Origin of the sequence: Pontibacter burrus, assembly GCF_010686685.1 — a bacterium.
GTDB classification, from domain to species: domain Bacteria; phylum Bacteroidota; class Bacteroidia; order Cytophagales; family Hymenobacteraceae; genus Pontibacter; species Pontibacter burrus.
Map to the genome: position 1 here is coordinate 87,282 of NZ_JAAGWD010000007.1, position 25,797 is coordinate 113,078.

The window sequence follows — 25,797 nt, forward strand, 5'->3', positions numbered from 1 at the left end:
ACAAAATTGTGAAGAAGTAATGAAAATGACAGAGAAACACGATATACTGACCTTGGATGATGTGAAACTGCTGGTGGACACCTTTTACACCCGCGTGCGTGCCGATGAGTTACTGGGACCAGTGTTTGATGAGCGCATACAGGACCGCTGGCCGATACACCTGGATATTATGTATCGCTTCTGGCAAACTGTATTGCTGGGCGAATTGACGTACCAGGGCGCCCCCGGACAAAAGCACATTACCTTGCCGGTTGGCGCAGAACATTTCGAGCGTTGGTTGCTGATATTTTTTACAACGATAGATGAGCTATTTGAAGGCGAAAAAGCTGCCGAAGCCAAGTGGAGAGCAGAGAAAATGGCCGATATGTTTGCCAGCAAGATCGAGTACTATAAAAAGAACCAGCACCGGGCAATTCTATAGTTCTACACATCAACTATAGTTTACCAAAAAGCGCACGTTGCCGATACAACGTGGGCTTTTTTATGCTTCTCTCAGCTCCCGGTCGGACAGATTTTCGGAACTATAGTTAGCCTGATTGCGCTGCGTTAGCTGTGCTATAAAGAACAATATTATGCCTACTGGTAATAATATGCTCACAGCAAAAAGCAAGGTGTGGTAACTCGGAATCTCCCCTAAACCTACCCAATAAAAAATGCCCTGCAAAAACAGCAATGCTTCGCTGGAGATAAAGCCAACTATAAAAACACTCATTCCCCATTTGCTTAGCTTACTGCTATAGTTCAGCCAACCTTGTTGCGCCATAAAAGCCAGCATAAAAAAGCTTACAAACCCAATAAGCACCAGGTGCAGGTAGCCGATAATAAAGTTGCGCAGGTTATACGCCAGGTCGGCCATGTATGGGAAAGCAGTGGCAAACTGCATGATTATTTTCAGCACGAAAGCAATAGCGGCAAGTACAACTAGAGGCTTCGCCCAACTCCTGAACAAACTATAGATCTGACTCCGAATCGGCCAAACTATAGCTGTTAAAATTACCAAAGCTGCAACCTGAGCTATAGCTGCCACTCCTGCCACGACATAAAATATAGCATCCGGTTTGATCCAAAGCACCGACAACAGATAAGCCGGAAAACACGCCCAGAACATCAGCCTGAAAAACCATAAACTATAGTTACGGTTAAAGCTGACCTGATATTTCTCAAGCAACCAGAAAAGCAGGCCCAACACAGCAAAGGCAAACCAGCCATTGTACAGGAAGTGCAGGTAAAAGTAAATGGCGTTGTAGTATAGTTCGGTAAAGCTATTGCCAGTCGCCATAATAGGACCCATCGCCCAAGGCCCCAGCGACGAAATCACCAGGAAAAGTAGTGCAGCTTTAATAAACCGGAAAGAAAAACGATGCTCGCCTGCTGTAACGCGGGCTTCTTTAGAATCCATTAAGACCCTGTAAGCAAACCAGTAACTGAGCAGAATATGTACTGTAGAAAAGATAATGGAAACAGCGCCATAGCCCTGCACCGGAAAGCTCAGCAGCATACCAAGCACCGAGAATTGCGATAACCAGAACAGCCAACTATAGACTTTCCGACTTCCCATTTCTGGTGGCAGGTAGGCATGCACCAATGCAATAAAAATTACCGGATAAAGCCACCCCAATAAGGCTACATGCGAGTGCGCGTGCAGCAGGTACTTATAGTTGATACCTGGAACAGCGCCTACAAAAGTATAGCGCAGCACCAAACCCAGCAGCGCAATAACGACCAGACTTAGCAATGCCGATAACAGCGCAAGCCGCCATCTGCTTATATTGTTCTCAGTAAACTCTCCGGTTAAGGGCATCAATTATTTAAAATAGGTCTGGTACAAGTCCAGCCTTTTTGCAAGACGGTCGCGTGCTGCAATGGCGCTATCCAGGTTATCAGCATTCAGCGCTTTCACATCGTCCAGCATCGGCATCAGGTATACGTGAAGCATATCGTGTTCGGGTCCTTTCATCCTGCACTCATCAAATACCTCCTGAAATCCGCTCTGCATAAGGCTGCCAAGTTCACTTACTGCTTCTACGGAGTTATAGTCTGGCAACCTCAGGTGGTCCTGCATCAGTTGCTGCAACTGCGCTATGTTCTCGTTGGTTGCTTCATCGGCATGCCAGCGCTCTTCTCCGTTAAGGGCCAGTTCGGCCGTAGCCTTTTGCTCAGTCGCTGCTGCATGTTCGGCAGGGTTGTGCGCAACCTGTGTGTCGTGCTGACGGCTGCAGGCAGTAAACATGCATGCAAGTACAATAATTAAAGCTGAGATCTTCATAACACCTGTATTAAATTTCTGTTGACATCACCTGCTTTTCCAGCGCATCCTGCACAAGCCTTGTCAGGTCCTGCTGCAGGGCTTTACTCTTATCTTTGGCATACCACAAATGTATCTGCTGCACCAGCTCTGCATGGCTGATCTCAGGATAACTGGCTTTTAACTGATTCACCTGTTTCTGGATGGCTGTTGGTCGAGGCCCCCAAGTAAAAATACGTTCACCCGTAGCCGCATCCTCGCATATCAGTTTCGGGATGGCGCGACTTCCATTTGTCAGGCAGGTGTCCATCAGCTCAGGGTTCTCATCGCGCAGCAATACGGTAAGCTTAATACCGGGTGCAGCGTGTGCAATAGAGGCAATGGCCGGTAGCAATTGTGCTCCATCGCCACACCAGCTCTCTACCAGCACCAGCCAGTTCCAGTTCACGCCATCCTGCTTTATAAGTTCCTCTAATTGCGTGTCCAGTTCAAACTGCTTTTCCACCCGCTTCATACGTTGCAGGTTAAGCGCTGTAAATGCAATTTTCTCATCCGACTGCTCTATTCCTGTGGTTCTATGTACTGCTGTAAGGGCTTCGGTTAGTATACGGTATTGCTGGTAGTTCATTGGGTTTACCAGCTGGTATGGTCGTGTATTCATGTTGATCAGGAGTAGTTGAAATTGCTACTGCAAGTCTACTATAAAGTACTGTTGCATAAAATGATACATATCACTTTGCTATATAATCCTGTCAACAACTATGAGCCCCAATAACTTCATTCAAAAAAATGACCTTTATCACTTTTGCTGCTGATACTGCTCATTTATAAGCGTACGGCTTGCCCTTACCTTGCAAACATGTTTGGAGTGCACAATTGTGCCTTAGTCAGTTCGGTCTCGCTGGCCCTGGCCGGATACAAGCTATAATTAGGTTGCTATTGTTCGAACAAAATGAAGCACCATGATCAATCCAAACTATAGTCTTACTACACCGGCAAGCTTTTATAAACGATGGATTACTGAGGTTGGCGGGTGTTGTGGCAGACAGCCAGGGCGGCTGCAAAGAATCTGCAAAAGAAATTAAACTACAGACAACAAATTCCATGGCAACTATAACAGAGATCCGGCAGCAATTTAAACCAGACGACCTGCAGGTAGCTTTCTGCACCCGATCAGACGGAGAACTCAAGCTGGCTCACCGGCTTTACAGTCTGATGCAAAATCCTACGCTGGTAAAGGTGGGCGGTGCTGCAACCAACCTGGCGCTGAAACTGCGTCTGCCCATTAAAGGCCTGATCAAACAAACGGTATACAAACTATTCTGTGGCGGCGAAACCGCACGCGAAGCACAGCAGGTTATACAAAAACTTGCCTCAGCCCGCGTACAAACCGTGCTGGACTATGCTGCCGAGGCGCAGGAAACAGAAGCTGGCTTCGACATGGTGCGTGATGAGATCCTACGCAACATCCAGCTGGCTAAAGACACAAAGGCCTTTACCTACATCAGTGTTAAGCTTACAGGTATCGGTCATAAATCCATTTTCCAGAAGCTGCACTACCGCGAAACTCTAACACTACAGCAAAAAGAAGCTTATAAGCGGACGAGAGAACGGCTTGATGCTGTTTGCCACGCAGCTGAGCAGGCTGGTATAACTTTGTACATCGATGCCGAGGAGAGCTGGATGCAGAACCCGATGGATGAACTGGCTGAAGAAATGATGCGTCGGTACAATCAAAACAGGGCTGTTGTATTCAACACCTTGCAGATGTACCGCACCGACCGAGTAGCTTACCTGGAAGCTTGCCTCGACCGGTTTAAAAATGAAACTATAGTGCTGGGCATTAAAATAGTGCGGGGCGCCTACCTCGAAAAAGAGCAGGAACGGGCACAGAAATATGGTTACCCTTGCCCGGTATTTACAAAAAAAACAGACACTGACAACAGCTTCAACAGAGCCATCGATATCTGCCTGGAAAACATACACCGGCTGGAGCTATGTGCTGCCACGCACAACGAGTACAGCACCACCTACCTTACCAGCAGAATGGAAGATGAAAGACTGAAGCAATACCGGCACCGCATCCATTTTTCGCAACTATATGGCATGAGCGATAACTTGACCTTCAACCTGGCTGCCGCCGGTTATAATGCTTCTAAATACCTGCCTTATGGCGATGTGGCTACGGCAGTGCCTTACCTGATCAGGAGAGCCGAAGAAAACACATCCATTGCCGGGCAAATGGGGCGCGAACTACAGCTGCTGGAGCAGGAAATGCGCCGCCGAGAACTATAGATACACCAATAAAGCAACTATAAAACATCTAACGATACGCATGTTACAACCCACACCGCACACTTTTCACATTCCCGTAATGGGGCTTGCCTTTTCTATTGATTCGCCACTTAAAGTGGCTCGTTTTGGTATTTCTTCGGTGGTTTCGCTGAGTGATGATATGCTGCTGGAGCAGATGCGTGAGCACTACAGCAAACTATACAACAGGGAGTTCACCCCTATCACACCGAAAGAGGAAGACTACAGAGCACGCCGCACAACCGCTTACCTGAACCTGATGGATGAGCTGGTAACGCAGCAAATACTGGAACTGAAACTGCAGGAATTTACACCTGAGTCTGAGCTTACCAAATATTTCGAGCTGCTACCCGATACCTCAGCACTGAAAGAACAGTACCTGCAGATGCTGGGTGTAACAGACCCTGCCTGGAAAGAACAACTACAGGAAGAACTCCGCGATGCTATAGTTGCTGGCAGCATAGATGTAAACATTATGACCAAGCTGGACAAAACCAACTATAGCAAGCAAGGCGAGCCATTGCCGCAGGAGTACACAGATGCCCTGGCAGCGCTGCGTGGTTTTGCCAACAGTACGGTTCGTGCATCTGTCGTTTTCTCGGCTGGCATGAACATGCGCCTTTATAGTTATATCGATCAGTTTCCGGCCTTTTTACCTGACAATGCGGGACTGTTTGCCAAAAAGATCATCATTAAAGTAAGCGATTACCGTTCGGCGCTGGTACAGGGGAAAATACTTGCCAAGAAAGGACTGTGGGTATCAGAGTTTCGCATCGAGTCAGGCCTTAATTGCGGAGGGCATGCCTTCGCTACAGACGGTTACCTGATCGGCCCGATTCTGGAGGAATTCAAGCAAAACCGCCAGGCGCTCCGCAACGAACTATACAGCATGTTCAGCTCGGCGCTTGCCAGCAAAGGCATACATGTTCCAGCTGAGATACCTGTACAACGCCTCACAATGCAAGGCGGCATTGGCACTGCACAGGAACAGCAATTCCTGATGGAACACTATAGCGTAGATGCAACCGGCTGGGGAACGCCTTTTCTGCTGGTACCGGAAGCTACAACCGTAGACGAGCCAACGCTGCAGCAACTGGTAGCAGCCCGATCAGAGGATCTTTACCTGAGCCCGATCTCACCGCTAGGTGTGCCATTTAATGCCATGCGCAATACCTCTGGTGAACAGCTTAAAAAAGAGCGTGCCGACAAAGGAAAACCTGGCAGCCCCTGCATTAAAAAGCACCTGGTTTCTGATACAGAATTTACCGATGAGCCAATCTGCACGGCATCACGCAAATACCAGCGCCGCAAACTGGAGCAACTGAAAGCACAGCAGCTTGACACGATCACGTACCTGGCCGAGGAAGCCAAAGTACTGGCAAAAGAATGTCTCTGCGAAGGATTGGCCAACTCTGCCCTGCACTTACTCAACATAGGCAAAAAAGCGGCATCCAAAGCGGTCACTATATGTCCGGGCCCTAACCTGGCCTATTTTTCTGGTATTTTTAAGTTGCAGGAAATGGTCGACCACATCTACGGACGTTTCAACGCGCTGAACAATACATACCGCCCGCACATGTTCGTGAACGAGCTGACCATGTACATCAGCTACTGGAAAAACAAGAAAGCGGAGCAGCTTGAGACTTTAACCGACAAGCAATACAAATACCTGCAGAGCTTCTGGGATAATCTGCAGCAGGGCATTCAGTATTACAAAGAGCAGTTGCCGGCAATTTTTAAAGATGAACTGGAGCGGCAGGTTCTGATGCTGGAAGAACTGCTGGAAGCAGAAGAGCAATTATTGCAGGCCCGCCTGCAGAAAGCTGTTGTGTAAACGATGGTAAAGATCAGGTTAACACGCCTTTTTAGGTTTGAGATGGCGCATGCTCTGCACCACTACGATGGCCCCTGCAGCAACATTCACGGGCACTCCTACAAGCTGCAGGTAACTATAGTTGGCACGCCCCTGGACAATGAAGCTGACCCGAAAAACGGGATGGTGATGGACTTTGGGGAACTTAAAAAGCTGGTGAACCGAACTATAGTTGACGAGCTGGACCATGCCCTGCTTTTACGCGAAGACAGCGATGCAGAACTGGTGGATACATTGCGAAAACTACATCATAAACTGGTGCTTACAACTTACCAACCTACCTGCGAAAACATGTTGCTGGACTTTAAAACCAGATTGCGAAAGCAAATGCCCGAACACATTGCACTCCATAGTTTAAAGCTCTGGGAAACTGCCAGTTCTTTTGCAGAATGGTATGCTTCGGATGAACTATAGTATTCATAGTTCGCGCTTTTTGCGTAAATCTTTGTATCGTTCTGCTTAAACTATAGTTTAAACCTTTACTGCAACTATCTGATTTATAGCTCGTTTTTTATAGTTTACCAACTAGTTGAGCTATGAAAAAGATATTGATAATTGGGTTAGGATTTTTCGCGTTTGCCTGCAACGATACGAACACAACTAACAAAGAATCGGATAACGAAGCAACCAGAACCGAAGAAGCTGCCGGTGAAAATGATGTAGAGATCGGATCGGGGGAAGAAATCAGTCCGCAACTGGAAGGATTGGAAGACACCGGACGATTGGAAGTAGATACCCTTTCATCAGCGGCGGAGGAACAGCAGCGACAGCAACAACACCGAAAACACTAGCGAGTAAAACAAAACAGGAGCGCAAACTATAACCGTTGCGCTCCTGTTCTTTTTAAGTCAAACTATAGTTTGCTATAGGTCTCTTCTCGCAAATATGCGTCGGGAACTCAGCACGGGTATCAGCACCCAGAGCAGCAGCAATCCAAAGGCGGTCGCCATTCCCCACACGCTCCCGAAAATACTTTTGTACAAGGCTCCGGTATAACCCATCAGCGCAGACACATCCAGGTTCAGCAGAACGATGATCCTGCCCAGATCGATCGGGTTCAATGCCGTCATGGCCAGGGTAGCATATTCTAATGGATAATCGCTGAAAGCGTATAGGATAAACAGCACAATGCCATCGTAGATCAGGGCAAAGTAAAACCATAGCAACAGCGCAATGCCTATACCTTTGGCTTTATCGCGGGTAATTACCGACGCCAGAAACGCCATCGCCACGAAAATGAAAGTGATAAACACACCCGTCAGCACTAAATAAAAACCCGTAAGGCCTGAACTGAAGATGATGACCGGAATACCCACGCCAACTATAAAAGCAGCCGAAAGCGAAAACGCCACACCTAAATACTCACTCATGAATATTTTTTTGCGGTTGATCGGCTGTGCTACCATTAGTTCTATAAACTCATAAGAGTTATAAAAGTGCGTTGTAGCAAAAACGATACTTATCAGCGGCACCGTCAGCAGTACCAGGTTCAGCAGGCTCAGTATACCTTTATCGGGGCTGCCGCCGAGGTTAAAAAGGCCAATAGAAAGCAGCAACAGAAACACCGTGTAAGCTATAATGATCTTACTTTTTATGATGTCCAGCAATACGTATTTAATGATCTTGTTCATGGGTGATATCCTTCGTTCATGATTTTGGCAACGGCACGGCTCAGGCGGTCTTCCTGGGTGTGCGCTTTCAGCTCAACTATAGATTCGTAGAACTTTATACTACCATCTACCAGGCACAACACTTCGTCGGACACTTCTTCTATCTCGCTCATAATGTGCGACGTGATCAGGATCAGTTTGCCGCGTTTCTTTTCTTTAAGGATCTTGGCCTTCAGAATTTCGGCAGCGATCGGGTCCAGGCCTGCGGTGGGTTCATCCAGGATAAGAATAGGCGGATTGAACATGAAAGCCAGCGCTGCACTTACTTTCTGCTTGGTACCACCCGACAAGGCTCCCATGCGTTTGTCATAAATTTCTTCCAGCGCATAAAGCCCGATCAGTTCTTCATCCACGTCTTTTTCCTTTTTGCGGATATCGCGGATCATTTCGATCACCTGCCGTATCTTCATGTTCTCCGGGTACTTACCGATCTGGGGCATATACCCGATCTGGCTGCGATAAGCATACTTTTTCAGCACACTTTGCCCGTTTATCTGTATGTCGCCACTGTCAGGTAATACCATGCCCAGTATGCACTTGCTCATAGTGGTTTTACCCGCTCCGTTAGGGCCTATAATGGACACAACTTTCCCTGTACCAAACTCAACGCTCACGTCCCGCAGCACTTGTAGTTTGCCGTAGGACTTGTGCAAATTCTTTATCGTTATCATGTTTAACTCGCTTCATCAAGGGTTTTTCATCTACCAGGTTCTCCGGAATAATGCTTGGCAACACTTTTTCCATGTTATCGAGCAGGTCTACCATAAAACTACGCATCAGCATCACCGAAGGCGGCACGCGCTCTACCAGCATGGCATACAAACTTACAGGCCTGTACGGTACATCGCCTACGCCGTTTTTGTCCAGATCGTAGCCGGTGTATTTCTCCCAGTAGTTTTTTTCGAAGTGGTTCAGCTGGCTGGTGCCATTGGTACTTACATCAAAAGAGTTGCCGGTAAAGTTGTTCAGCCGGAAGGTATCATCCACGCAGGTAGTCATCAGTTTAATAGCCCAGCCGTTGCGCTCAAAATCGTTGTTCTTGATATCCAGGCGGCTGGAGCTTTCCATGTAAATAGCGGTAGTGTTGCGCCGGAAAATGTTGTTGCGGATCACGCTGTCGCGGATGTCTTTGAGCAGCAAACCATAGGCCGCTGCGCCCCAGTTATCTTCAAATGTATTGTGTTCCATCCGCACATCATCGGTATACATCACAGCCACACCAGCCCCGTTGTGCCGGAACACATTATAGGTATACGTATTGCCATTGGAGAACATAAAGTGCAGCCCGTAGCGTTGGTTATTTCGGCTTGTGTTGCGGTGTACCTTGCTGTTCTTTACTACTTCCAGGTAAATGCCGTCGCGGTGGCCCTGCACATTGTTACCGCTAATCTCCACTTCGTCGGTATAGTATAAATGGATGGCATTGCCCAGCGCCGATTCTGTTTTGCCGTCATTTTCCCCTTTCACCACATTATCCTTTATAGTTATCTTCTCTGAGTTCTGCAGGTAGATACCATAGTAAGTGTTCAGTATGGTGTTGTTGAGGATGCGGACGTTACTGGCCCGGAAAACACGAATGGCGGCGTCATCGCGGATGTAGCTGGTGGCGATATTTTTTAGGGTGAGCCCCTGAACCGTCACATCATCGACAGTAATCGTCAGGATCTGTCCTTTATAGTTGCTGTCGATGACCGGGTTATTCTGCCCGATCAGGCGAAGCGGTTTGTTTATCTCTATCCCGGACTCCTGATAGGTTCCGCCATCAATTAAAACGGTGTCGCCGGGTTTAGCTTTCTGCACGGCCTGCTTCACCGAAGTATAGGTGCAGGTTTTACAAACTTTCAGGGTGTTGCCAAAGGCTGTTTGCCCCCAAAGTATAAGGGCTAGAATGTGCGCTAATAAAAAGATCTGTTTATTCGGGTTTTTCATTTTTCTGTACAGCTAATACTACCTCATTCCAGTTAAGCAGGCGACCGCCGTGCTGTTGTTGCATCTTTTGTGCAGCTCCCTTATCAGCATATGCTGTCAGGAACATACCCATCGGGCTCGGCAACTCCCGGCACTGCAGAAAATGAGCTTCCCGCGCATTTATGATCTGGTTGGGGTTTGTATAGTCTGTCACCATCAGGTAAGCGGCATTGTTTCCCTGTTCTGGCTGCTCGTTCACAAAAGCTGCCAAGCACTCAGCAGAGTCAAAAAAGATGGCTTTCCCTTTGTCGTTCACCAGTTCGGCTCCAAACCGATTGTCGGCTACGGTCATGTTACAATGGGCACAATTTGCCTGTCCGTACGGGATAGGCTGCGGCTCAGCAGAGCAGGCTGCTAATAGGTGAAGTATAAGCAGCAGGCTAATTGTATAAATGGTCTGTTTTATCATGATTTTCAGGTGAAAAAGCTACGCTTCGGTTAAATGAGGTTGTTTTCTTGTTTTACCTAATATATAAACCAACCCGCTGACAACTATACCCAGGAAGATGCCCAGGCTGCCCCAGGATGGCAAGGATAAAGCTTTAAAGTTTAGCAATTGCTTACTGCCCAGCAGTGGCGGAATATAGGTCATGCCCGGTACTTTAATTGGCGCTTCGGGGTTAAGGTTTGTTCCGAACTTATACAGCCACAGGTAAAAATCCAGTACGCCTGCTAACCCGGCTATAGTTAGCAGCACTACCCAGATCAGCACCAGTTTTCTTTTCCCAAGCAGCCCTACTATTACCCCGGCAATCATAAACGCGATCACGATGTAAGGCATAAACCTTAGTTCGGCAAACGATTCTCCGTGGATCGGTTCCATGCCAATGTAGTGGTTCAGGATGTTGAAGTTTTGGAGTACGCTTTCAGAGCTGCCACCCAGTTTATTCACCCAGATATGCAATTCCAGCCCTTCGGGGTACTGCGGTGCTTCAAGGTAGATCTTCCACATCGGGAACAGAAACAGCAGGCCAAGAGACAAAGCCGCCAGTATCATCAGTATTCTAAGGAATAAGCTCATCTTGGTTCTGTTTAAGTATAAAAAGACAGCGGAGCCTGCCAATGACAAACTCCGCTGTTTTGGCCGTTCAGCACATAGTTAATTTACTGAAGCGGTGGATGGTGGATGTTTTCGTTCTCCGGTCGAGAATTTGATCGGTACATTGGCACCGCGTGGCGACACCCTTACATAGCCCTGCATCTCCTGGTGAAGTGCCGAACAGAAGTCTGTACAGTAGAATGGATAAACGCCTGCTTGTTTAGGCACCCATCGCAGCGACTGTGTTGCTCCCGGCATGATCAGGGTTTCAGCGTTGTTGGCTCCCATTACGGCAAAGCCATGCGGTACGTCCCAGTCCTGTTCCAGGTTGGTAACATGGAATATCACCGTATCACCAACCTGAATGCCTTCAATGTTATCAGGCGCAAAGTGACTTCGTATGGATGTCATGTTTATTTTCACAGTTTTGCCCTGTCTGGTTACACTCACATCTTTCTCCGACTTTACAGCATCCGGGTGCCTGTTCTCATCCAGTTTATGAAACTTCACACTGTTTGGTGCAACTTTATCAGCCGGTATGGCCTGTGCATAGTGCGGTTCTGCCAGCGTCGGGAAGTCGAGCAACATCCGCATTTTGTCTCCGGAAATGTCGATCAGCTGTGCCGAGTGAACCAACTCAGGTCCGGTAGGTAGATAGCGGTCTTTCGTAATTTTGTTCATCACCACCAGGTACTTGCCATATGGTTCGCGGGTATCTCCGCCCGGTATCACCAAGTGCCCCGGGGAGTAATAAACAGGTAATCTGTCTTTGACCTGAAGATCTTTTAAACTCCACTTCACTACCTCAGACGACACGAACATAGTGGAGTATCCGTTGCCTTTGTTATCAAACTCTGTATGCAATGGACCTAAGCCTGGCTCTTTTACTTCGCCGTGCAGTACAGCTTCGTACTTAAATACCGGGATGCCGTTCACTTCACCATCAAAATCCTTGTTCTCAATTGCTTTCTGCATTTTAGAAAAAGAGAACACCGGCAGCGATGAAGCCAGTTTACCGTTTACTACCATGTACTCACCAGTTGGGTCCACATCTATACCGTGCGGCGATTTTGGTGCCGGAATCAGGTACATCATGCCTGGGCATTCTTCAGGCAACAGGTAGCGCACTTTTTTCTTTAAAGTAGATTTTGCCTGGTGTGTACCATGGTCCAGCTTGTTGTGGTAGTAATTGGCTGGCATTTCGTGTGCTTTACCTTCAGCAGCATATTTAGCAGCCAGTTTCCAATTGATGGCTGCCAGGTAATCTTTATCGTTCTGAGAAGCGCCCAGCTCTTTTAAAGTACCGGCTTTTTCTGTATTATACGTTGTAAAGAATACCCAGTCATTAGAAGGGCCCTTACCCCCGTTTGCCAGGTCGTAGTCGAAGCCTGGTACCAAGATCTGGAAATCGAGGTCCATATCGCCATTCTCTTTGTCCACCTTTATAAAAGAGATAGATCCTCTGAACTTGTCTTTATATTCATCCAGACTCGCATCACCCATGCCTCCTTTTTCCAGATCGAGCGGAACAGAGAAGCGGGTACCTGCCAGAACATACTCTCCGTTATTTGTCGGATATGGCGAGCAGTGGTTACCGGCAGAGTTCGGAATTTCCATGATCTCTACTGTTTCAAAAGTTCTCAGGTCTATGCGGGCTACGCGTGGTGTGTTGTTACCGTTCACAAACAGCCAGCGTCCGTCTGCCATACCATCAGCTCTCGATAGTTTCGGGTGGTGCAGGTCATCCCAGGGCACAAATCCATGTGAGGTCATCAGCATTGGTTTTGTCTCTTCGTTATAGCCATATCCGTTTTCAGGGAACTGCGAGAACACCGGGATCACTTTCAGAAGTCGCCCTGAGGGAAGCCCATAAACTGATACTTGCCCGTTAAAACCACCAGACAGGAAAGAGTAGAGCTCATCATGCTCTCCAGGTGGTACATATACCGCAGAGGCAACATCATCTGAGACCGCATTATTTTTATTGTTTCCGTCGTTACCACCACAGCTTTGCAGAATGGTAACAGCAAGAAACGCCAGCGGCATACCTAACCATGCCGTTAGCTTACTTTGTGTTGATTTCATAGTACTTGGTTTGCTGATTACGATAGGTTAATTACTGGCACCGGCATTATTCAGGTCGTTCTGTCTCAGGAATTCCAATATAGCGCGTGCGTCTTTTTCAGAAATGTCCTGGTTTGTCATTTGGGTCAGATGCTCTGCCAGTAGTTTTTTAGCAGCTGGGTCTTTTTTGGTCATCTCTTCCGGGTTTATCACCATGTTCATGATCCACTCCGGCTTGTGTCTTTCTGTAACTCCCAATAGTCCCGGTCCTACTATTTTCTGATCGGTCAGCTGGTGGCAGGCAGAACATTTGTTCTCAAAAATTGTCTTCCCTTCTGCTGCCAGTGTTTCATCAATTTTATCACCAACCTCAACGGTCGTAATCGGTCCGATACCTTTGCCTTCATCCTCAATTTCATCTCCTACTGTCTCGTTCTGCTGGTTTGTTGCCGATCCTTCCCGGGCGTCAGCTCCCTTGTTCTCGTTCTCACCTGATGAGCAGCTAAAAAGTAAGACACAGCAAAACATAGCCATTCCCCTGAATAGAGTTAGGCGAGACATTAAACCGTGTAGATTCTGTTGTGAAGTTTTCATAATTCTATCGTTTAGTTTGAGTAAGAGCGTAATATATTGGTTAAAAGATGTTTACGAGCAGTAAAACTTTCAGTTTAGTTTTATGCAATTTCTGATATGTGTCGCCATACCATAAAACAAAAAAAGCGCAGGCTATTCAGCCTGCGCTTCCAAAAAACAAAACACCAAATATATTATTCCTGTATGGGCAGATAACTTTTAAATCTTACAAGTCTCTCCTGCTAAAAATCCTTCTGGAGCTCAGGATAGGTATCAGAATCCAGAGCAGCATCAGCCCAAAAGCTAAGCCTATACCCCAAAGGCTACCCAGTATGCTTTTATAAAGTGCTCCAGTATACCCCATCAGTGCAGATACATCCAGGTTTAGCAGCACGATGATGCGCCCCAGGTCTACCGGGTTCAGAGCTGTCATTACAAGTGTTGCTTTTTCAAGTGGGTAATCAGCGAAAGCGTACAGGATAAACAGTATAATTCCATCGTATATCAGGGCAAAGTAAAACCATAACATCAGAGCTATACCAATCCCTTTGGCTTTATCGCGGGTAATTACAGATGCGAGGAAGGCCAGCGCCACAAAAATGAACGTGATAAAGACACCAGTCAGCAGCAGGTAAAGTCCTGTAAGACTAGCTCCGAATACAAGTATCGGCACGCCCACCCCAAGTATAAAGGCGCCAGATAAAGAACAGGCAACCCCGAGGTACTCGCTCATGAAGATCTTCTTGCGGTTAATGGGTTGTGCCACCAACAACTCCATAAACTCATAAGAGTTGTAAAAGTGCGTTGTAGCAAAAACAATGCTTATAAGCGGCACAGTTAGCAGCACCAGGTTCAGAAGGCTTAGAATGGCCTTATCGGGGCTACCACCCAGGTTAAATAACCCGATAGAAAGCAGGAGCAAAAACAGGGTGTAAGCCAATACAATCTTATTCTTGATGATGTCGTAGAAAACGTATTTTATGATTTTGCTCATGGCTTAGTCCTCCCCATTCATTATTTTGGCAATAGCCCTGCTCAGGCGTGCCTCGTTAGTCTGCATTTTAATTTCGGCTATAGTTTCATGGAACTTCACCTGCCCGTCTACCAGGCACATCACTTCATCAGCAACTTCTTCAATCTCGCTCATGATGTGAGAGGTGATCAGGATCAGCTTTCCTTTCTTCTTCTCTTTCAGGATCTTACTTTTCAGTATCTCGGCAGAGATCGGATCGAGGCCGGCGGTTGGCTCATCGAGGATCAGAATCTGCGGGTTGAACATGAACGCCAGCGCTGCACTTACCTTCTGCTTCGTACCACCCGACAAAGATCCCATCCGCTTCTCATACATGTCTTTCAGTCCGTATAGGCCGATGAGCTCTTCATCTACATTAGTGGCCTCTTTCCGGATATCGCGGATCATGTCGATCACCTGTCGGATCTTCATGTTCTCAGGGTACTTTCCTATCTGCGGCATGTACCCGATCTGGCTGCGGTAAGCATGTTTCTTCAGCACGCTCTCCCCGTTAATTTTAATGTCACCCTTATCCGGCAGGGCCATTCCCAGTATGCATTTGCTCATGGTGGTTTTGCCAGAGCCGTTCGGTCCGATAACTGATACTACTTTGCCAGCTTCGAAACCAACACTCACATCTTTCAGCACATGCAGTCTACCGTATGACTTGTGCAAGTTTTCTATCGTTATCATAGTTGGTTTTCTTCATCAAAGGTTTTTCATCTACAAGGTCTTCGGGTATAAAACTTGGCAACACTTTTTCAATGTTGTCCAACATATCAACCATAAAGCTGCGCATAAACATAACCGATGACGGTACGCGCTCCACCAGCATCGAATATAAACTTACCGGACGGTATGGCACATCGCCAACCTGGTCTTTGTCCAGGTCATAACCGCTGTACTTATCCCAATAGTTGTTTTCAAACAGATTCAGCGTTGAGTTGCCGTTGGTGCTGACATCAAAAGAGTTGCCTACAAAGTTGTTATACCGGAACACATCGTCGGTGCAGCTGCTCAGCAGGCGTATGGCCCAGCCATTCTGCTCAAACTCGTTGTGCTGAATATCCAGCCTGCTGGAGCTTTCCATATAAATACCAGTGGTGTTGCGGCGGAAAGTATTATTGCGAATCATACTGTTACTGATATCCTTCAGAAGTAAGCCATACGCCGCCGCACCCCAGTTGTTATCAAACGTATTGTATTCCATGCGTATATCGCGTGTATACATCACGGCTACACCTGCCCCGTTTCTGCGGAAAATATTATGGGTATACACGTTTCTGTCTGAGAACATGAAGTGCAAACCATAGCGCAGGTTCTTCTCGCTCAGGTTGTTTTTCACCTCACTGTCCTTCACAAATTCCAGGTAAATACCGTCGCGGTGGCCTTGTACCTTGTTGTTGCTGATCACAGCATTGTCGCAGTACCAGAGGTGTATGGCATTACCCAGCCCAGACTCGTTTTTGCCGGTTACATCCTGCCCTTTTACCACGTTTCCTTTTACCACACAGTTATCTGAGTTTTGCAGGTAGATTCCGAAAAAAGTATTCAGGATGATATTGTTCAGAATGCGAACGTTGCTTTGCTCCACAACCCTGATAGCAGCATCATCCTGCCGGTAACTGGTAGCAATGTTTTTAATGGTCAGCCCCTCTATAGTTACATTACTTGCTTTAACTGTAAAGATCTGTCCTTTATAGTTTCCATCAATCACAGGCCTGTTGCGGCCCAGTATTGTTAGTGGTTTATCAATTTCAATTCCATACTCCTGGTACACTCCGTTTTCAATCAGCACAGTTTCGCCGGACTTAGCCGCCTTAACTGCCTCTTTTACCGAAGTATAGTTACAGGTACTGCACACTTTAAGGGTACTAGCGAAAGCCTTATCAGCGATCAGCAGCAACACCATCGTGCAAAGTATAGTGGTATATTTATTCAGGTCTTTCATTTTTTCTTACGGTTGTTACCGCATCATTCCAGGTTAGTAGCCTGCCGCCATATTCCTGCTGCATTTCAGCACCGGCAGCCTGGTCAGCTACGGCAGTTAAATACATGCCCATTGGGCTTGGCAGCGCTTTCGCCTGCAAAAAACTGGCATTGCGCGCATCGGTCAACACGCCGGGATTTGTAAAATCTGTAACCAGCAGGTAGGCGGCTTTTTCGCCTTGCTCCGGCTGCTCTATTACATAAGCGATCAGGCATTCTGCCGAATCGAAGAAAGATGCTTTTCCTTTATCGTTCACAAGCTCTGCCCCGTACCGGTTATCGGCAACGGTCATGTTGCAGTGGGCACAGTTTGCCTGGCCGTAAGGTATAGTTTGTGGCTCTACAGCACAGCCCGACAGTGCCAGTAGCACTATCGCGAAGCTGCAGATATATAGTCTTAAATTTTTCATGATATCAGTACTTTTTCAGGAGTAGCTGCCGTAGTTATTTTGTTATTTTTAAGTGTAAAGTAATAAGTAACTATAGAAAGCGAGATTGCCAGAAAGATGCCCAGGCTACCCAAAGCAGGCAACGACAGGGCCTCGAAGTTTAGCAGTTGCTTGTTACCCAATAGTGGTGGAATATAGGTCATGCCTGGTACTTTAATGGCTGCCATCGGGTCCAGGTTAGTGCCGAACTTAACAAGCCACAGGTAAAAGTCCAGTATACCTGCTGCACCTGCCAGCATCAATGCTCCAGACCAGCCTAGTACCAGATTTCTTCTGCCAATCAAACCAACCAGCACGCCGGTAATCATAAAAGCAATCACGATGTAGGGCATAAACTGTAGTTCAGCAAACGATTCCGGATGGATCGGCTCCATGCCGATGTAGTGGTTCAGGATGTTGAAGTTTTGAAGTACGCTTTCGGAGCTGCCGCCCAGTTTATTCACCCAGATATGCAGTTCCAGTCCTTCTGGGTATTGCGGAGCCTTCAGGTAGATCTTCCACATGGGAAAGACGAACAGGAGGCCAAGAGATAATGCTGCCACAATCATCAGCACTTTTTGATAAGCTTTCATCCTTTTCTATAGTTTGAAGATGATAAAAATTGGTTGCAGCGGGTAAATGAGACGTTTATCTACCAGTAAGCTTCAGCTTCTTCTCATCCCCTATCCCTTACCATCTGAGACTTCAGGATGAAGTTTCTCGTGTGCTGAAGTATTTTGCAACTCGTATTAAAGATTCAGCGGAGGTTACTCCAGGGCAACCTCCGCTGATCTACCCAGTTATCGCATTATTTAGTTGATGCTACCCCTGGTATGTTTTGTTTCTTCTTACCTGTTGAGAAGGTAATCGGAACGTTGGATCCTTTAGGAGACACCCGGATGTAACCTTGCATTTCCTGGTGCAGTGCAGAGCAGAAGTCTGTGCAGTAGAATGGGAACACGCCGGCTTTTTTCGGTACCCAGGTCAGGGTTTGTGTCGCTCCCGGCATGATCAGGGTTTCTGCGTTGTTGGCACCCATTACTGCGAAGCCGTGCGGTACGTCCCAGTCCTGCTCCAGGTTAGTCACGTGGAAGTAAACTGTATCACCTACCTGTATGCCTTCGATGTTGTCCGGGGTCATGTGGCTTCGGATGGCTGTCATCTTCACGCGAACTCTGTTCTTGCTTTCGCGAACAACACTAACATCTGCTTCTTTCTTCACAGCGTGCGGGTGTTTGTTCTCGTCCAGTTTGTAGAACTTCACACTGTTAGGCGCTACTTTCTCAGCTGGTATGGCCTGTGCGTAGTGCGGTTCAGCTACGGTCGGGAAGTCAAGCAGCAGCTTCATTTTCTCACCAGAGATGTCGATCAGCTGTGCAGAGTGTGCTAGCTCAGGACCAGTTGGCAGGTAGCGGTCTTTTGTGATTTTGTTCATTGCTACCAGGTACTTGCCATGCGGTGCTTTTGTATCGCCACCAGGAATCATTAAGTGACCTACTGAATAGTACACTGGAATTCTGTCTACCACTTGTAGTTCGTTCAGCTTCCATTTTACAACCTCAGAAGACACGAACATAGAAGTGTAGGCGTTTCCTTTGCCGTCGAACTCAGTGTGCAATGGTCCTAAACCTGGTTCTTTCACTTCGCCTTTCAGCACTGCTTCGTACTGCAATACCGGAATACCGTTTTTCTCACCGTCGAACTTCTTGTTCTTGATGGCATCCTGCATTTTAGAGAAAGAGAACACCGGGATAGCTGAGGCCAGTTTACCACTTACTATCATGAACTCACCTGATGGGTCAACGTCGATACCGTGTGGTGATTTAGGAGCTGGCAACAGGTACATCATGCCTGGACACTCTTCTGGTAGCAGGTAACGCACTTTCTTCTTCACAGTAGATTTTGCGATGTGCGAATCCTTGTCTATTTTGTTGTGGTAGTAGTTGGCAGGCATTTCGCGCGCTTTGCCTTCTTTGGCATATTTAGCGGCTAATTTCCAGTTAACGGCTGCCAGGTAGTCTCTGTCATTCTGAGAAGCGCCTACTTCTTTCAGTGTACCAGCTTTCTCTGAGTTATAGGTTGTAAAGAATACCCAGTCTTCAGAAGGGCCCTTGCCACCGTTTGCTAAGTCGTAGTCGAAGCCAGGTACCAGGATCTGGAAATCAAGGTCCATATCCCCTTTCTCAGGATCAACTTTGATGAAAGAGATAGAACCGCGGAATTCCTCTTCGTACTTGTCCAGGCTCACGTCGCCGGTGCCACCTTTCATATCCAGCGGAACGGAGAAGCGTGTACCTGCAATCACATACTCGTTGTTGTTGGTCGGGTATGGCGAGCAGTGATTACCAGCAGAGTTCGGAAGCTCCATAATCTCTACTGTCTCGAACGTTTTCAGGTCGATGCGGGCTACACGTGGCGTGTTGTTACCGTTCACGAATAACCAACGACCGTCTGTCATACCATCAGTGCGTGAAAGTTTCGGGTGGTGCAGGTCATCCCAGGGCACAAAACCATGTGAGGTCATCAGCATGGCCTTAGACTCTTCGCTGTAGCCGTAGCCGTTCTCGCCGTGCTGTGTAAATACAGGAATGATCTTTAGCAGGCGGCCTGAAGGGAGACCGTATACCGATACCTGGCCATTAAAGCCACCTGAGAGGAAAGAGTAGAGCTCATCGTGCTTACCAGGCGCTACATACACTGCAGAGGCGGCATCTGTTGCCACACCTTCGGCGGTGTTTGCGCTACCGCCTTCCGTGTTGCTGCAGCCCTGCAGCGCGGTACCAGCTGCTACTGCCATCAGCAGTGCGGCCTTCGGTACCAGTTTTTTCAATTTAAAAATTGAAGTTTCCATGTTGGTTATGGTTTATTGTTTTTTTAGCTGTTTTTATCATTCTGGCGAAGGAACTCCAGTATTGCTCTGGCATCATCCTCGTTCACGTTCTGGTTGGTCATCTGAGTTAAGTGCTCAGCCAGAAGCTTTTTAGCAGTCGGGTCCTTTTTGGTCATCTCCTCCGGGTTGATGATCATGTTCATTACCCATTCCGGCTTGCGTTTCTCGGTTACACCAGCCAGGCCTGGACCTACAATTTTCTGGTCAGATAACTGGTGGCAGGCAGAGCATTTGCCTTCGAAAATGGCCTTACCATTGCCGGCTAGCGCTTCGTCTATACCCTCTCCAACCTCAACTGAAGTAACTGGTCCGATGCCTTTGCCATCGTCAACAGCAGGAGCTTCAGCCGCTTGGTGAGCCAGTCCGGATTCGTGTTCTGTTGCAGCTGACTGATCTTCATTTCCCCCTGATGAGCAACCGTAAAGCATGGTACTGAAGAATATGGCCATCACTCCGAATTGCACAGGTTTAAGCATCTTTTTGAGAAGCGTGCCTAATTGTTTGCTTTTATTTTTCATGATCGAAAATTTTTAAAGTAAGCGTGTGAACATTTATTGGTGATTATTTCTGTAACAAAAGTATAGTCGCATACCTATGGAATAAAAGACCTTTATCTCTTTTAATAATGACATTTGTCATTTTTCTAACAAGCAGCTATAAGCCAGCTTGTTACAACAAACTACAGTTGTAATTTAAAAGGAGTAACACACTGATAATCTGAAATTTGCTATATTTTACAACAACTATAGTTTGGGCCAAGAGGCAGGCAGGTAACTATAAAATAAAAAAGCCGCAGCTGTTTATCAGCTGCGGCTTTGTGCGAGTAAACTATAAAATGGAGAGTACTATTTAATCATATCCAAAAAATGAAACTATAGAATATAAACTATAGCTTGTTGTTATATGGTTGGGGCGAAGGCTTCTGTTTCTGTAGTAACCGGTTTATTAATTCCTTCTTTCACATCCAGGTACTTGATAACGCGGGCAGGGTTGCCAACCGCTACACAGTTATCCGGGATGTCTTTTACCACCACAGAGCCAGCTCCGATCTTAACGTTATTTCCAATCCGTACCCCTCCAATAATGCACACGTTGGAACCCAACTCCACGTTATCGCCCAGAATAGGTGAGTCGGAGTAAGAGCCGTCGGCATACCTGATGTTACCGAGTGTAGTACTGTGGCGTACGTAACAGTTTTTACCAATAATAGAGCATCCGTTTATAACCAGTGCCTGCCCGTGCCCAATGTAAAAGCCTTTGCCTACGGTGGTCCAGTGGGGTAGCTCAATGCACATAAACCACTCTACCAGCAGCTTATAAAATGCCAGGTAAGGTAAATATAAGATATAAAAAAAACGGTTAAGGGATGCAGGGCGCGCCAGCCTGAAAAGCACCATCACAATCCTTCCTTTCAGATTTCCTTTGTTGGCTTCCCAGTCCTGAAAAATATATGAGAACATAGCGATTTAATTATTTAATGTGTGAAGGCTTACGATGTTCGTGAAACAGGTGTTGCGTTAATTCCGTCAGAAAAACTGCTCTAAAATGTCAGGTAGAAATAATAAATAGTCCGTGTACTCTGGCGGGTTATCTACTTTGCCAATACTGGTTTCGGGTGGCTTTGGTTGTGGCGGGTACTTGTGTTTCGGGCACACATTACCGGCTAGTTTGCCTGTCTCTTACTTATAGTTATAGTTTCACTTCTCTCTTAGACACCCGCACAAACTATGGCATTAGGCAATAGTAATCTGCAGCTCTATATTCCAGAATTTAGCATTATTCTAAATTAGCCTGAGCGGGTATGTTTTTGCAACCTATGGTCCTTAACTGGCAGTATAAACACACTATAAACCTTACTATAAATGTTATGGAAGCTACATGTAACCACTGTGCACATTGGGAGCAGGATCCCAATAAAGTACAGCTTCAGAGCAATGACTTTGGAGTTTGCGACGAATTAACTGGTAAGCATGCCCTGCAGCCGGAATATGTGCTGCCACTGGTGCACGAAGGCACGAATGAACTCAAGCCAAAACAATTCGAAATGATTACAGGTGCCATGTTTGGCTGCAATCACTTCAGTCAGCGCAAAGGCTGGGTATAAAAGAAACGAACTCAAATTACAACTATAAAAGGCCATACAATCTGTATTGTATGGCCTTTAAACTATAGCTACTTTAAACTATAGAAAACCGCTTACGGTGTAGTGCCGGTAAGCCAGGTAATTGCATCGTTGTAATCTAAAAAATTTTCGACGGCGAATGGCAGTTGATTTACCTGCCGTACATGCGCTATGTTACTGGCTGCTGTTTTCTCTACAGCTTCACTCTTAGACTGCAACCGCGCTACTTTCTGTAACCGGGTGGTCATAAATCCTACTGCCAGCCATTGGGTCACTTCCCTACTCTCCTCCGCACTGACCGATATCTCGGTTTTAGTTGAGTCCAGGAGCACGCGTTTTACATCATAATTTCGGATCATATCTACCAGAATGTTGATGGTATGCCTTATCTCAGGGAGCAGGTAACCATGCAGGTCGGGATATTGCACCTCCAGTACATCGGTGGCAGGTTTGTAAGTAAGTGTTACTAAACTATTCTGGAATAAGATCATGCAATAAACTGTAATCTCTAAAATTCAAAAGCTTTGTCGCCATTAATTTGCTTTGCCAGCAGGCAGTAGTTTCAGACTAAATGCCTTTTCAGGATGGATTAACTTTATGGCAGGATTTTAAGTTCAGTTACCGGGTCCGGTTTATTGTTAAGAAGCAGTAAAGAAATAGTAGTCAGGTATTTTCATATTTTGCATGTACCTCCCTCCGCAAACATTATATGCTTTAAAAGAGTAGAATAAAGCATTTAATCGGTCTTGCATATACTTAACCTGTAAACTATGAATTATCTGAAACTTTTTTTGGCCGGGTCGTTGATACTGGCGTTAAGCAGCGCCTCCTGCAACGAGCAAGCTGCTACAACTACTGAAAACGGCACTGCAACCGAGCAGGATACAACCGCAATGGATACTACTGCCACTGCTTCAGCCACACAACAAGACTGCCAGCCACTTGAAACCCGCGAGCGCAACTCACCGGAACAGAAGCCTACTTTTGAAGGCCAAACGCGCGCCTGCGCCATCAAAACTAATACACCGCTCGAGGTTACTGTGCTGGCCAGTAATTTGGAGAACCCGTGGGCTGTAGAGCCGCTTCCGAACGGCGACCTGCTGGTAACTGAAAAACCAGGACGTATGCGTATTGTAACTGCATCGGGGCAGGTGGGCCAGCCAATTAAAGGAGTTCCGGCCGTTATGTCGCGCGGGCAGGGCGGTTTACTGGATGTAGCCCTCAGCCCGGACTTTGCCTCTGACCGCACCATTTACTGGAGCTTTTCGGAGCCGCGCAGCAATGGTAACGCCACAAGTATAGCGAGAGGCGTGCTTTCTGAGGACCGTACAAGCCTTTCTCAGGTAAAGGTTATCTTCCAAGCTAAGCCAGCATACAACGGAGATAAGCACTTTGGCTCCCGCATTACTTTTGGCAATGATGGCATGTTGTACTTAACCCTGGGCGAACGTTCTGATCTGGAGATCAGGCCGCAGGCACAACAGATGAACAGCCACATGGGCAAGATCCTACGTCTTACAAAAGATGGCAAACCTGCCCCCGACAATCCGTTTGTAAATCAGCAGGACGCTATGCCGGAGATCTGGACTGTAGGCCACCGAAATGTGCAGTCTGCTGCATTAGATAATCAGGGCAGACTATGGATTGTAGAACATGGCCCTAGCGGTGGTGATGAACTGAACCTTATAGAGAAAGGGAAAAACTATGGCTGGCCGCTCGTTACCTTCGGCGAGGAATACTCGGGCAAGCCTATACCAAATGCCGTTACCACCAAACAGGGCTTTGTTGACCCGGTGTATTACTGGGACCCGGTAATTGCGCCGTCAGGTGCACAGTTTTATAGCGGCAGTTTGTTTCCGGAGTGGCAGGGAAATCTGCTGATCGGAGGGTTGAAGGACAAAACACTGGTGCGCCTGAAAATTGAAAATGACCGTGTTACCGGCGAAGAGCATCTGCTGAAAGACCGCAACCAGCGTGTGCGAGATGTGCGTCAGGGCCAGGATGGAGCCATTTATATTGTGACCGACCAGAAAAATGGTGAACTATGGAAAGTAACTCCGGGGCGCTAACAGCCACAGTTGCCAAACTATAAACTATAAAACAGAAAACCCTGCCAGCTACTTTGGCAGGGTTTTCTGTTTTATAGTTGGGTCGCTTTACTTACTGCCCAGTTGTTTGCCTGCTGCTTCGCCAGCCGATAGGTTCAGGTCAATGGTAAAGGTGTCGTGAATGATCTTGTCGGCAGCAGTACCAACCAGGCTCGAACGATATTTGATATCGTATTTAGTGCGGTCAACTTCTATAGTTGCTGCGGCCGTAGCGCTTTTGCCACTTATCGTTACAGTAGCCGGAAACGTAATTGGGTGCGTAATGCCTTTAATGGTCAGGTTGCCGGTAACGCTATAGTTTGGCTCACCAGCCTTTGCCTTAACAGGGGTGGCTTTTGTAATGGTAAAGGTCGCTGTCTGGTGCTTCTCTACGCTGAAAAAGTCATCTGATTTCAGATGGTCTTTCAGGCGCTTGTTAGAGTCTGCACGCGTAATGTCTTCCACAACTATAGTACCCATATCGATGGTAAAATTGCCACCTACCAGTTTGGATCCTTTTATCTCAAGGGCGCCATTTGCCAGTTTAATGGTTCCGTAATGTTCGCCGCCCACTTTTTTGGCATTCCATTTCATGGTGCTGGCTTCGGTATTTACCTGTAGTTTATTGTTGTTAACCGCAGTAACGGTACTTGTTACCGGGGCATGGTTGCCAGCACTAACCGGTGCAGCAAACAGCAAAGTTGCCAGGGCAAATCCGCTGAGCAGGATGTAGTGTTTCTTCATAATTTCTGATGAACTATAAGGTTAAGGTAGAAAAGAGGTCAACAAGTTACATAAATATACAGAAATCCTAAGCCCAGAGAAGGCTTTTATGTATATAAACTATAATTATTCACTTTTTTAGTTACGATTTACAAATATTTAGAAATAAATAGTCGGATTTGTAAATTTTTTATCGTTCTTTGTAACAAATAATGAACGCATATGCCTCCCAAAATGTAGTAGGTATATATTAATCAAATCAACACATGAATAACGGAACAGTAAAATTCTTCAATGACAGCAAAGGTTTTGGCTTTATCAAGGAAGATAACACAAATCAGGAGTACTTTGTACACGTAACTGGTTTAGTAAATGAAATCAGAGAGAACGATAAAGTAACGTTCGAACTGAAAGAAGGAAAAAGAGGACTGAATGCAGTCAACGTGAAGTTAGCTTAAGCCTGGCTTTATACATAATAACAAAAAAGCCTTACGCCCTGTAAGGTTTTTTTTTTAACCTCTCAGCAGGTTAATCTCTCATCAGAATATTTCCCACCCTTAAACCCCACTCATCATGAACCGCAAATATCTAGTAGACACCACCACCCGCGAGTACATCTGCGTAGCACTTAAAAAAGGTCAGGAATGGGTACCTAACAACCAGGACGAACTGCCTGGCTTTATGAATTCCAGACAGAACCAGGATGCCGAAGAATTTGAGTTAGTAACCGGCGAATTCAGCGACAACAACTTTTTTGAGAAGTGGATACGTAATGGTACTAACTACCTAGCTAAATAAGCA

At 46.6% G+C, this 25,797-nt stretch carries 29 protein-coding genes; 9 read left to right on the forward strand and 20 right to left on the reverse strand.

The window, feature by feature from the left end; translation table 11 throughout:
• The first annotated feature begins 25 nt into the window (after positions 1 to 25).
• Positions 26 to 421: a group III truncated hemoglobin gene (locus GXP69_RS15485; RefSeq protein WP_163915999.1), complete on the forward strand. Its 396-nt coding sequence runs from the start codon at positions 26 to 28 to the stop codon at positions 419 to 421.
• A gap of 60 nt (positions 422 to 481) precedes the next feature.
• Here the strand turns inward: GXP69_RS15485 and GXP69_RS15490 are convergent, their stop codons facing one another.
• The 3 genes from GXP69_RS15490 to GXP69_RS15500 are packed head-to-tail and all read right to left on the reverse strand — an operon-like array spanning position 482 to position 2,906.
• The gene (locus GXP69_RS15490) at positions 482 to 1,801 is read right to left on the reverse strand and encodes a hypothetical protein (protein WP_163916000.1); all 1,320 of its coding nucleotides are present in this window, start codon (positions 1,799 to 1,801) and stop codon (positions 482 to 484) included.
• A 3-nt stretch (positions 1,802 to 1,804) separates the two neighbouring features.
• Positions 1,805 to 2,266: a hypothetical protein gene (locus tag GXP69_RS15495; protein ID WP_163916001.1), complete on the reverse strand. Its 462-nt coding sequence runs from the start codon at positions 2,264 to 2,266 to the stop codon at positions 1,805 to 1,807.
• Positions 2,267 to 2,276: 10 nt separating this feature from the next.
• Complete coding sequence (locus tag GXP69_RS15500) at positions 2,277 to 2,906, reverse strand: thioredoxin family protein (protein ID WP_163916002.1); 630 nt, start codon at positions 2,904 to 2,906, stop codon at positions 2,277 to 2,279.
• Positions 2,907 to 3,283: 377 nt separating this feature from the next.
• Between GXP69_RS15500 and GXP69_RS15505 the strand changes: the two genes are divergently transcribed.
• The 4 genes from GXP69_RS15505 to GXP69_RS15520 all read left to right on the forward strand — a co-directional run bounded on the left by GXP69_RS15505 (position 3,284) and on the right by GXP69_RS15520 (position 7,222).
• Positions 3,284 to 4,540, forward strand: a complete 1,257-nt coding sequence (locus GXP69_RS15505) for a proline dehydrogenase family protein (protein ID WP_317164602.1) — start codon at positions 3,284 to 3,286, stop codon at positions 4,538 to 4,540.
• 40 nt (positions 4,541 to 4,580) lie between these two features.
• Complete coding sequence (locus GXP69_RS15510) at positions 4,581 to 6,392, forward strand: nitronate monooxygenase family protein (RefSeq protein WP_163916003.1); 1,812 nt, start codon at positions 4,581 to 4,583, stop codon at positions 6,390 to 6,392.
• Positions 6,393 to 6,395: 3 nt separating this feature from the next.
• Positions 6,396 to 6,845 carry a 6-pyruvoyl trahydropterin synthase family protein gene (locus GXP69_RS15515; RefSeq protein WP_163916004.1) on the forward strand — a complete coding sequence of 150 codons (450 nt, stop codon included), beginning with the start codon at positions 6,396 to 6,398 and terminating at the stop codon, positions 6,843 to 6,845.
• 122 nt (positions 6,846 to 6,967) lie between these two features.
• Positions 6,968 to 7,222: a hypothetical protein gene (locus tag GXP69_RS15520; RefSeq protein ID WP_163916005.1), complete on the forward strand. Its 255-nt coding sequence runs from the start codon at positions 6,968 to 6,970 to the stop codon at positions 7,220 to 7,222.
• 72 nt (positions 7,223 to 7,294) lie between these two features.
• On the opposite strand, the gene GXP69_RS15525 is transcribed toward GXP69_RS15520, so the two are convergent.
• The 15 genes from GXP69_RS15525 to GXP69_RS15595 form a co-directional block, all read right to left on the reverse strand.
• A complete protein-coding gene (locus GXP69_RS15525; RefSeq protein WP_163916006.1) occupies positions 7,295 to 8,062 on the reverse strand; it encodes an ABC transporter permease subunit in 768 nt (255 codons plus the stop codon).
• A complete protein-coding gene (locus GXP69_RS15530) occupies positions 8,059 to 8,772 on the reverse strand; it encodes an ABC transporter ATP-binding protein (protein WP_163916007.1) in 714 nt (237 codons plus the stop codon). Before GXP69_RS15530 ends, GXP69_RS15525 begins: the two co-directional genes overlap by 4 nt.
• On the reverse strand, positions 8,705 to 10,030 hold the full coding sequence (locus tag GXP69_RS15535; protein ID WP_163916008.1) for a nitrous oxide reductase family maturation protein NosD: 1,326 nt from the start codon (positions 10,028 to 10,030) through the stop codon (positions 8,705 to 8,707). The genes GXP69_RS15530 and GXP69_RS15535 overlap by 68 nt, the downstream gene beginning before the upstream one ends.
• The gene (locus GXP69_RS15540; protein ID WP_163916009.1) at positions 10,014 to 10,478 is read right to left on the reverse strand and encodes a nitrous oxide reductase accessory protein NosL; all 465 of its coding nucleotides are present in this window, start codon (positions 10,476 to 10,478) and stop codon (positions 10,014 to 10,016) included. The genes GXP69_RS15535 and GXP69_RS15540 overlap by 17 nt, the downstream gene beginning before the upstream one ends.
• Positions 10,479 to 10,496: 18 nt before the next feature.
• Positions 10,497 to 11,090: a hypothetical protein gene (locus GXP69_RS15545; protein WP_163916010.1), complete on the reverse strand. Its 594-nt coding sequence runs from the start codon at positions 11,088 to 11,090 to the stop codon at positions 10,497 to 10,499.
• A gap of 78 nt (positions 11,091 to 11,168) precedes the next feature.
• Positions 11,169 to 13,154, reverse strand: coding sequence for a Sec-dependent nitrous-oxide reductase (nosZ, locus tag GXP69_RS15550; protein WP_204282065.1), 1,986 nt, complete (start codon positions 13,152 to 13,154; stop codon positions 11,169 to 11,171).
• A gap of 66 nt (positions 13,155 to 13,220) precedes the next feature.
• Positions 13,221 to 13,766 carry a c-type cytochrome gene (locus GXP69_RS15555; RefSeq protein ID WP_235925760.1) on the reverse strand — a complete coding sequence of 182 codons (546 nt, stop codon included), beginning with the start codon at positions 13,764 to 13,766 and terminating at the stop codon, positions 13,221 to 13,223.
• Between the two features lie 205 nt (positions 13,767 to 13,971).
• A complete protein-coding gene (locus tag GXP69_RS15560) occupies positions 13,972 to 14,739 on the reverse strand; it encodes an ABC transporter permease subunit (RefSeq protein WP_163916012.1) in 768 nt (255 codons plus the stop codon).
• A 3-nt stretch (positions 14,740 to 14,742) separates the two neighbouring features.
• Positions 14,743 to 15,450, reverse strand: a complete 708-nt coding sequence (locus tag GXP69_RS15565) for an ABC transporter ATP-binding protein (protein WP_163916013.1) — start codon at positions 15,448 to 15,450, stop codon at positions 14,743 to 14,745.
• Complete coding sequence (locus GXP69_RS15570) at positions 15,413 to 16,708, reverse strand: nitrous oxide reductase family maturation protein NosD (RefSeq protein ID WP_163916014.1); 1,296 nt, start codon at positions 16,706 to 16,708, stop codon at positions 15,413 to 15,415. The genes GXP69_RS15565 and GXP69_RS15570 overlap by 38 nt, the downstream gene beginning before the upstream one ends.
• On the reverse strand, positions 16,692 to 17,156 hold the full coding sequence (locus GXP69_RS15575) for a nitrous oxide reductase accessory protein NosL (RefSeq protein WP_163916015.1): 465 nt from the start codon (positions 17,154 to 17,156) through the stop codon (positions 16,692 to 16,694). Before GXP69_RS15575 ends, GXP69_RS15570 begins: the two co-directional genes overlap by 17 nt.
• A complete protein-coding gene (locus tag GXP69_RS15580; protein WP_163916016.1) occupies positions 17,153 to 17,767 on the reverse strand; it encodes a hypothetical protein in 615 nt (204 codons plus the stop codon). The genes GXP69_RS15575 and GXP69_RS15580 overlap by 4 nt, the downstream gene beginning before the upstream one ends.
• Before the next feature lie 215 nt (positions 17,768 to 17,982).
• A complete protein-coding gene (nosZ, locus tag GXP69_RS15585; RefSeq protein WP_163916017.1) occupies positions 17,983 to 20,025 on the reverse strand; it encodes a Sec-dependent nitrous-oxide reductase in 2,043 nt (680 codons plus the stop codon).
• A gap of 23 nt (positions 20,026 to 20,048) precedes the next feature.
• A complete protein-coding gene (locus GXP69_RS15590; protein WP_204282060.1) occupies positions 20,049 to 20,582 on the reverse strand; it encodes a c-type cytochrome in 534 nt (177 codons plus the stop codon).
• A 381-nt stretch (positions 20,583 to 20,963) separates the two neighbouring features.
• Positions 20,964 to 21,524 carry a serine acetyltransferase gene (locus tag GXP69_RS15595; RefSeq protein ID WP_163916018.1) on the reverse strand — a complete coding sequence of 187 codons (561 nt, stop codon included), beginning with the start codon at positions 21,522 to 21,524 and terminating at the stop codon, positions 20,964 to 20,966.
• A 407-nt stretch (positions 21,525 to 21,931) separates the two neighbouring features.
• Here GXP69_RS15595 and GXP69_RS15600 point away from each other — a divergent pair, with 407 nt between their 5' ends.
• Positions 21,932 to 22,168, forward strand: coding sequence for a hypothetical protein (locus GXP69_RS15600; RefSeq protein ID WP_163916020.1), 237 nt, complete (start codon positions 21,932 to 21,934; stop codon positions 22,166 to 22,168).
• Between the two features lie 92 nt (positions 22,169 to 22,260).
• Here the strand turns inward: GXP69_RS15600 and GXP69_RS15605 are convergent, their stop codons facing one another.
• A complete protein-coding gene (locus tag GXP69_RS15605) occupies positions 22,261 to 22,677 on the reverse strand; it encodes a hypothetical protein (protein ID WP_163916021.1) in 417 nt (138 codons plus the stop codon).
• Between the two features lie 279 nt (positions 22,678 to 22,956).
• On the opposite strand from GXP69_RS15605, the gene GXP69_RS15610 reads away from it, so the two are divergent.
• Positions 22,957 to 24,255, forward strand: coding sequence for a PQQ-dependent sugar dehydrogenase (locus GXP69_RS15610; RefSeq protein ID WP_204282061.1), 1,299 nt, complete (start codon positions 22,957 to 22,959; stop codon positions 24,253 to 24,255).
• An 87-nt stretch (positions 24,256 to 24,342) separates the two neighbouring features.
• Here the strand turns inward: GXP69_RS15610 and GXP69_RS15615 are convergent, their stop codons facing one another.
• Positions 24,343 to 25,017 carry a YceI family protein gene (locus tag GXP69_RS15615; protein ID WP_163916022.1) on the reverse strand — a complete coding sequence of 225 codons (675 nt, stop codon included), beginning with the start codon at positions 25,015 to 25,017 and terminating at the stop codon, positions 24,343 to 24,345.
• Between the two features lie 245 nt (positions 25,018 to 25,262).
• Here GXP69_RS15615 and GXP69_RS15620 point away from each other — a divergent pair, with 245 nt between their 5' ends.
• Both GXP69_RS15620 and GXP69_RS15625 read left to right on the forward strand, forming a co-directional pair.
• Positions 25,263 to 25,454: a cold-shock protein gene (locus GXP69_RS15620; RefSeq protein ID WP_163916023.1), complete on the forward strand. Its 192-nt coding sequence runs from the start codon at positions 25,263 to 25,265 to the stop codon at positions 25,452 to 25,454.
• Positions 25,455 to 25,569: 115 nt separating this feature from the next.
• Positions 25,570 to 25,794: a hypothetical protein gene (locus GXP69_RS15625; protein ID WP_163916024.1), complete on the forward strand. Its 225-nt coding sequence runs from the start codon at positions 25,570 to 25,572 to the stop codon at positions 25,792 to 25,794.
• The last annotated feature ends 3 nt before the right edge of the window (positions 25,795 to 25,797 follow it).

What these genes read in the sequence shown, in the direction of transcription:
- GXP69_RS15615 (WP_163916022.1), bottom strand. Translation starts at nt 25,017, where the DNA reads ATGAAGAAACACTACATCCTGCTCAGCGGATTTGCCCTGGCAACTTTG.
- GXP69_RS15625 (WP_163916024.1), top strand. Translation starts at nt 25,570, where the DNA reads ATGAACCGCAAATATCTAGTAGACACCACCACCCGCGAGTACATCTGC.
- GXP69_RS15580 (WP_163916016.1), bottom strand. Translation starts at nt 17,767, where the DNA reads ATGAAAGCTTATCAAAAAGTGCTGATGATTGTGGCAGCATTATCTCTT.
- GXP69_RS15540 (WP_163916009.1), bottom strand. Translation starts at nt 10,478, where the DNA reads ATGATAAAACAGACCATTTATACAATTAGCCTGCTGCTTATACTTCAC.
- nosZ (WP_204282065.1), bottom strand. Translation starts at nt 13,154, where the DNA reads ATGCCGCTGGCGTTTCTTGCTGTTACCATTCTGCAAAGCTGTGGTGGT.
- GXP69_RS15600 (WP_163916020.1), top strand. Translation starts at nt 21,932, where the DNA reads ATGGAAGCTACATGTAACCACTGTGCACATTGGGAGCAGGATCCCAAT.
- GXP69_RS15545 (WP_163916010.1), bottom strand. Translation starts at nt 11,090, where the DNA reads ATGAGCTTATTCCTTAGAATACTGATGATACTGGCGGCTTTGTCTCTT.
- GXP69_RS15535 (WP_163916008.1), bottom strand. Translation starts at nt 10,030, where the DNA reads ATGAAAAACCCGAATAAACAGATCTTTTTATTAGCGCACATTCTAGCC.
- GXP69_RS15575 (WP_163916015.1), bottom strand. Translation starts at nt 17,156, where the DNA reads ATGAAAAATTTAAGACTATATATCTGCAGCTTCGCGATAGTGCTACTG.
- GXP69_RS15565 (WP_163916013.1), bottom strand. Translation starts at nt 15,450, where the DNA reads ATGATAACGATAGAAAACTTGCACAAGTCATACGGTAGACTGCATGTG.
- GXP69_RS15525 (WP_163916006.1), bottom strand. Translation starts at nt 8,062, where the DNA reads ATGAACAAGATCATTAAATACGTATTGCTGGACATCATAAAAAGTAAG.
- nosZ (WP_163916017.1), bottom strand. Translation starts at nt 20,025, where the DNA reads ATGGAAACTTCAATTTTTAAATTGAAAAAACTGGTACCGAAGGCCGCA.
- GXP69_RS15570 (WP_163916014.1), bottom strand. Translation starts at nt 16,708, where the DNA reads ATGAAAGACCTGAATAAATATACCACTATACTTTGCACGATGGTGTTG.
- GXP69_RS15610 (WP_204282061.1), top strand. Translation starts at nt 22,957, where the DNA reads ATGAATTATCTGAAACTTTTTTTGGCCGGGTCGTTGATACTGGCGTTA.
- GXP69_RS15590 (WP_204282060.1), bottom strand. Translation starts at nt 20,582, where the DNA reads ATGAAAAATAAAAGCAAACAATTAGGCACGCTTCTCAAAAAGATGCTT.
- GXP69_RS15530 (WP_163916007.1), bottom strand. Translation starts at nt 8,772, where the DNA reads ATGATAACGATAAAGAATTTGCACAAGTCCTACGGCAAACTACAAGTG.
- GXP69_RS15620 (WP_163916023.1), top strand. Translation starts at nt 25,263, where the DNA reads ATGAATAACGGAACAGTAAAATTCTTCAATGACAGCAAAGGTTTTGGC.
- GXP69_RS15595 (WP_163916018.1), bottom strand. Translation starts at nt 21,524, where the DNA reads ATGTTCTCATATATTTTTCAGGACTGGGAAGCCAACAAAGGAAATCTG.
- GXP69_RS15515 (WP_163916004.1), top strand. Translation starts at nt 6,396, where the DNA reads ATGGTAAAGATCAGGTTAACACGCCTTTTTAGGTTTGAGATGGCGCAT.
- GXP69_RS15605 (WP_163916021.1), bottom strand. Translation starts at nt 22,677, where the DNA reads ATGATCTTATTCCAGAATAGTTTAGTAACACTTACTTACAAACCTGCC.
- GXP69_RS15510 (WP_163916003.1), top strand. Translation starts at nt 4,581, where the DNA reads ATGTTACAACCCACACCGCACACTTTTCACATTCCCGTAATGGGGCTT.
- GXP69_RS15560 (WP_163916012.1), bottom strand. Translation starts at nt 14,739, where the DNA reads ATGAGCAAAATCATAAAATACGTTTTCTACGACATCATCAAGAATAAG.
- GXP69_RS15520 (WP_163916005.1), top strand. Translation starts at nt 6,968, where the DNA reads ATGAAAAAGATATTGATAATTGGGTTAGGATTTTTCGCGTTTGCCTGC.
- GXP69_RS15490 (WP_163916000.1), bottom strand. Translation starts at nt 1,801, where the DNA reads ATGCCCTTAACCGGAGAGTTTACTGAGAACAATATAAGCAGATGGCGG.
- GXP69_RS15500 (WP_163916002.1), bottom strand. Translation starts at nt 2,906, where the DNA reads ATGAATACACGACCATACCAGCTGGTAAACCCAATGAACTACCAGCAA.
- GXP69_RS15495 (WP_163916001.1), bottom strand. Translation starts at nt 2,266, where the DNA reads ATGAAGATCTCAGCTTTAATTATTGTACTTGCATGCATGTTTACTGCC.
- GXP69_RS15555 (WP_235925760.1), bottom strand. Translation starts at nt 13,766, where the DNA reads ATGAAAACTTCACAACAGAATCTACACGGTTTAATGTCTCGCCTAACT.
- GXP69_RS15485 (WP_163915999.1), top strand. Translation starts at nt 26, where the DNA reads ATGACAGAGAAACACGATATACTGACCTTGGATGATGTGAAACTGCTG.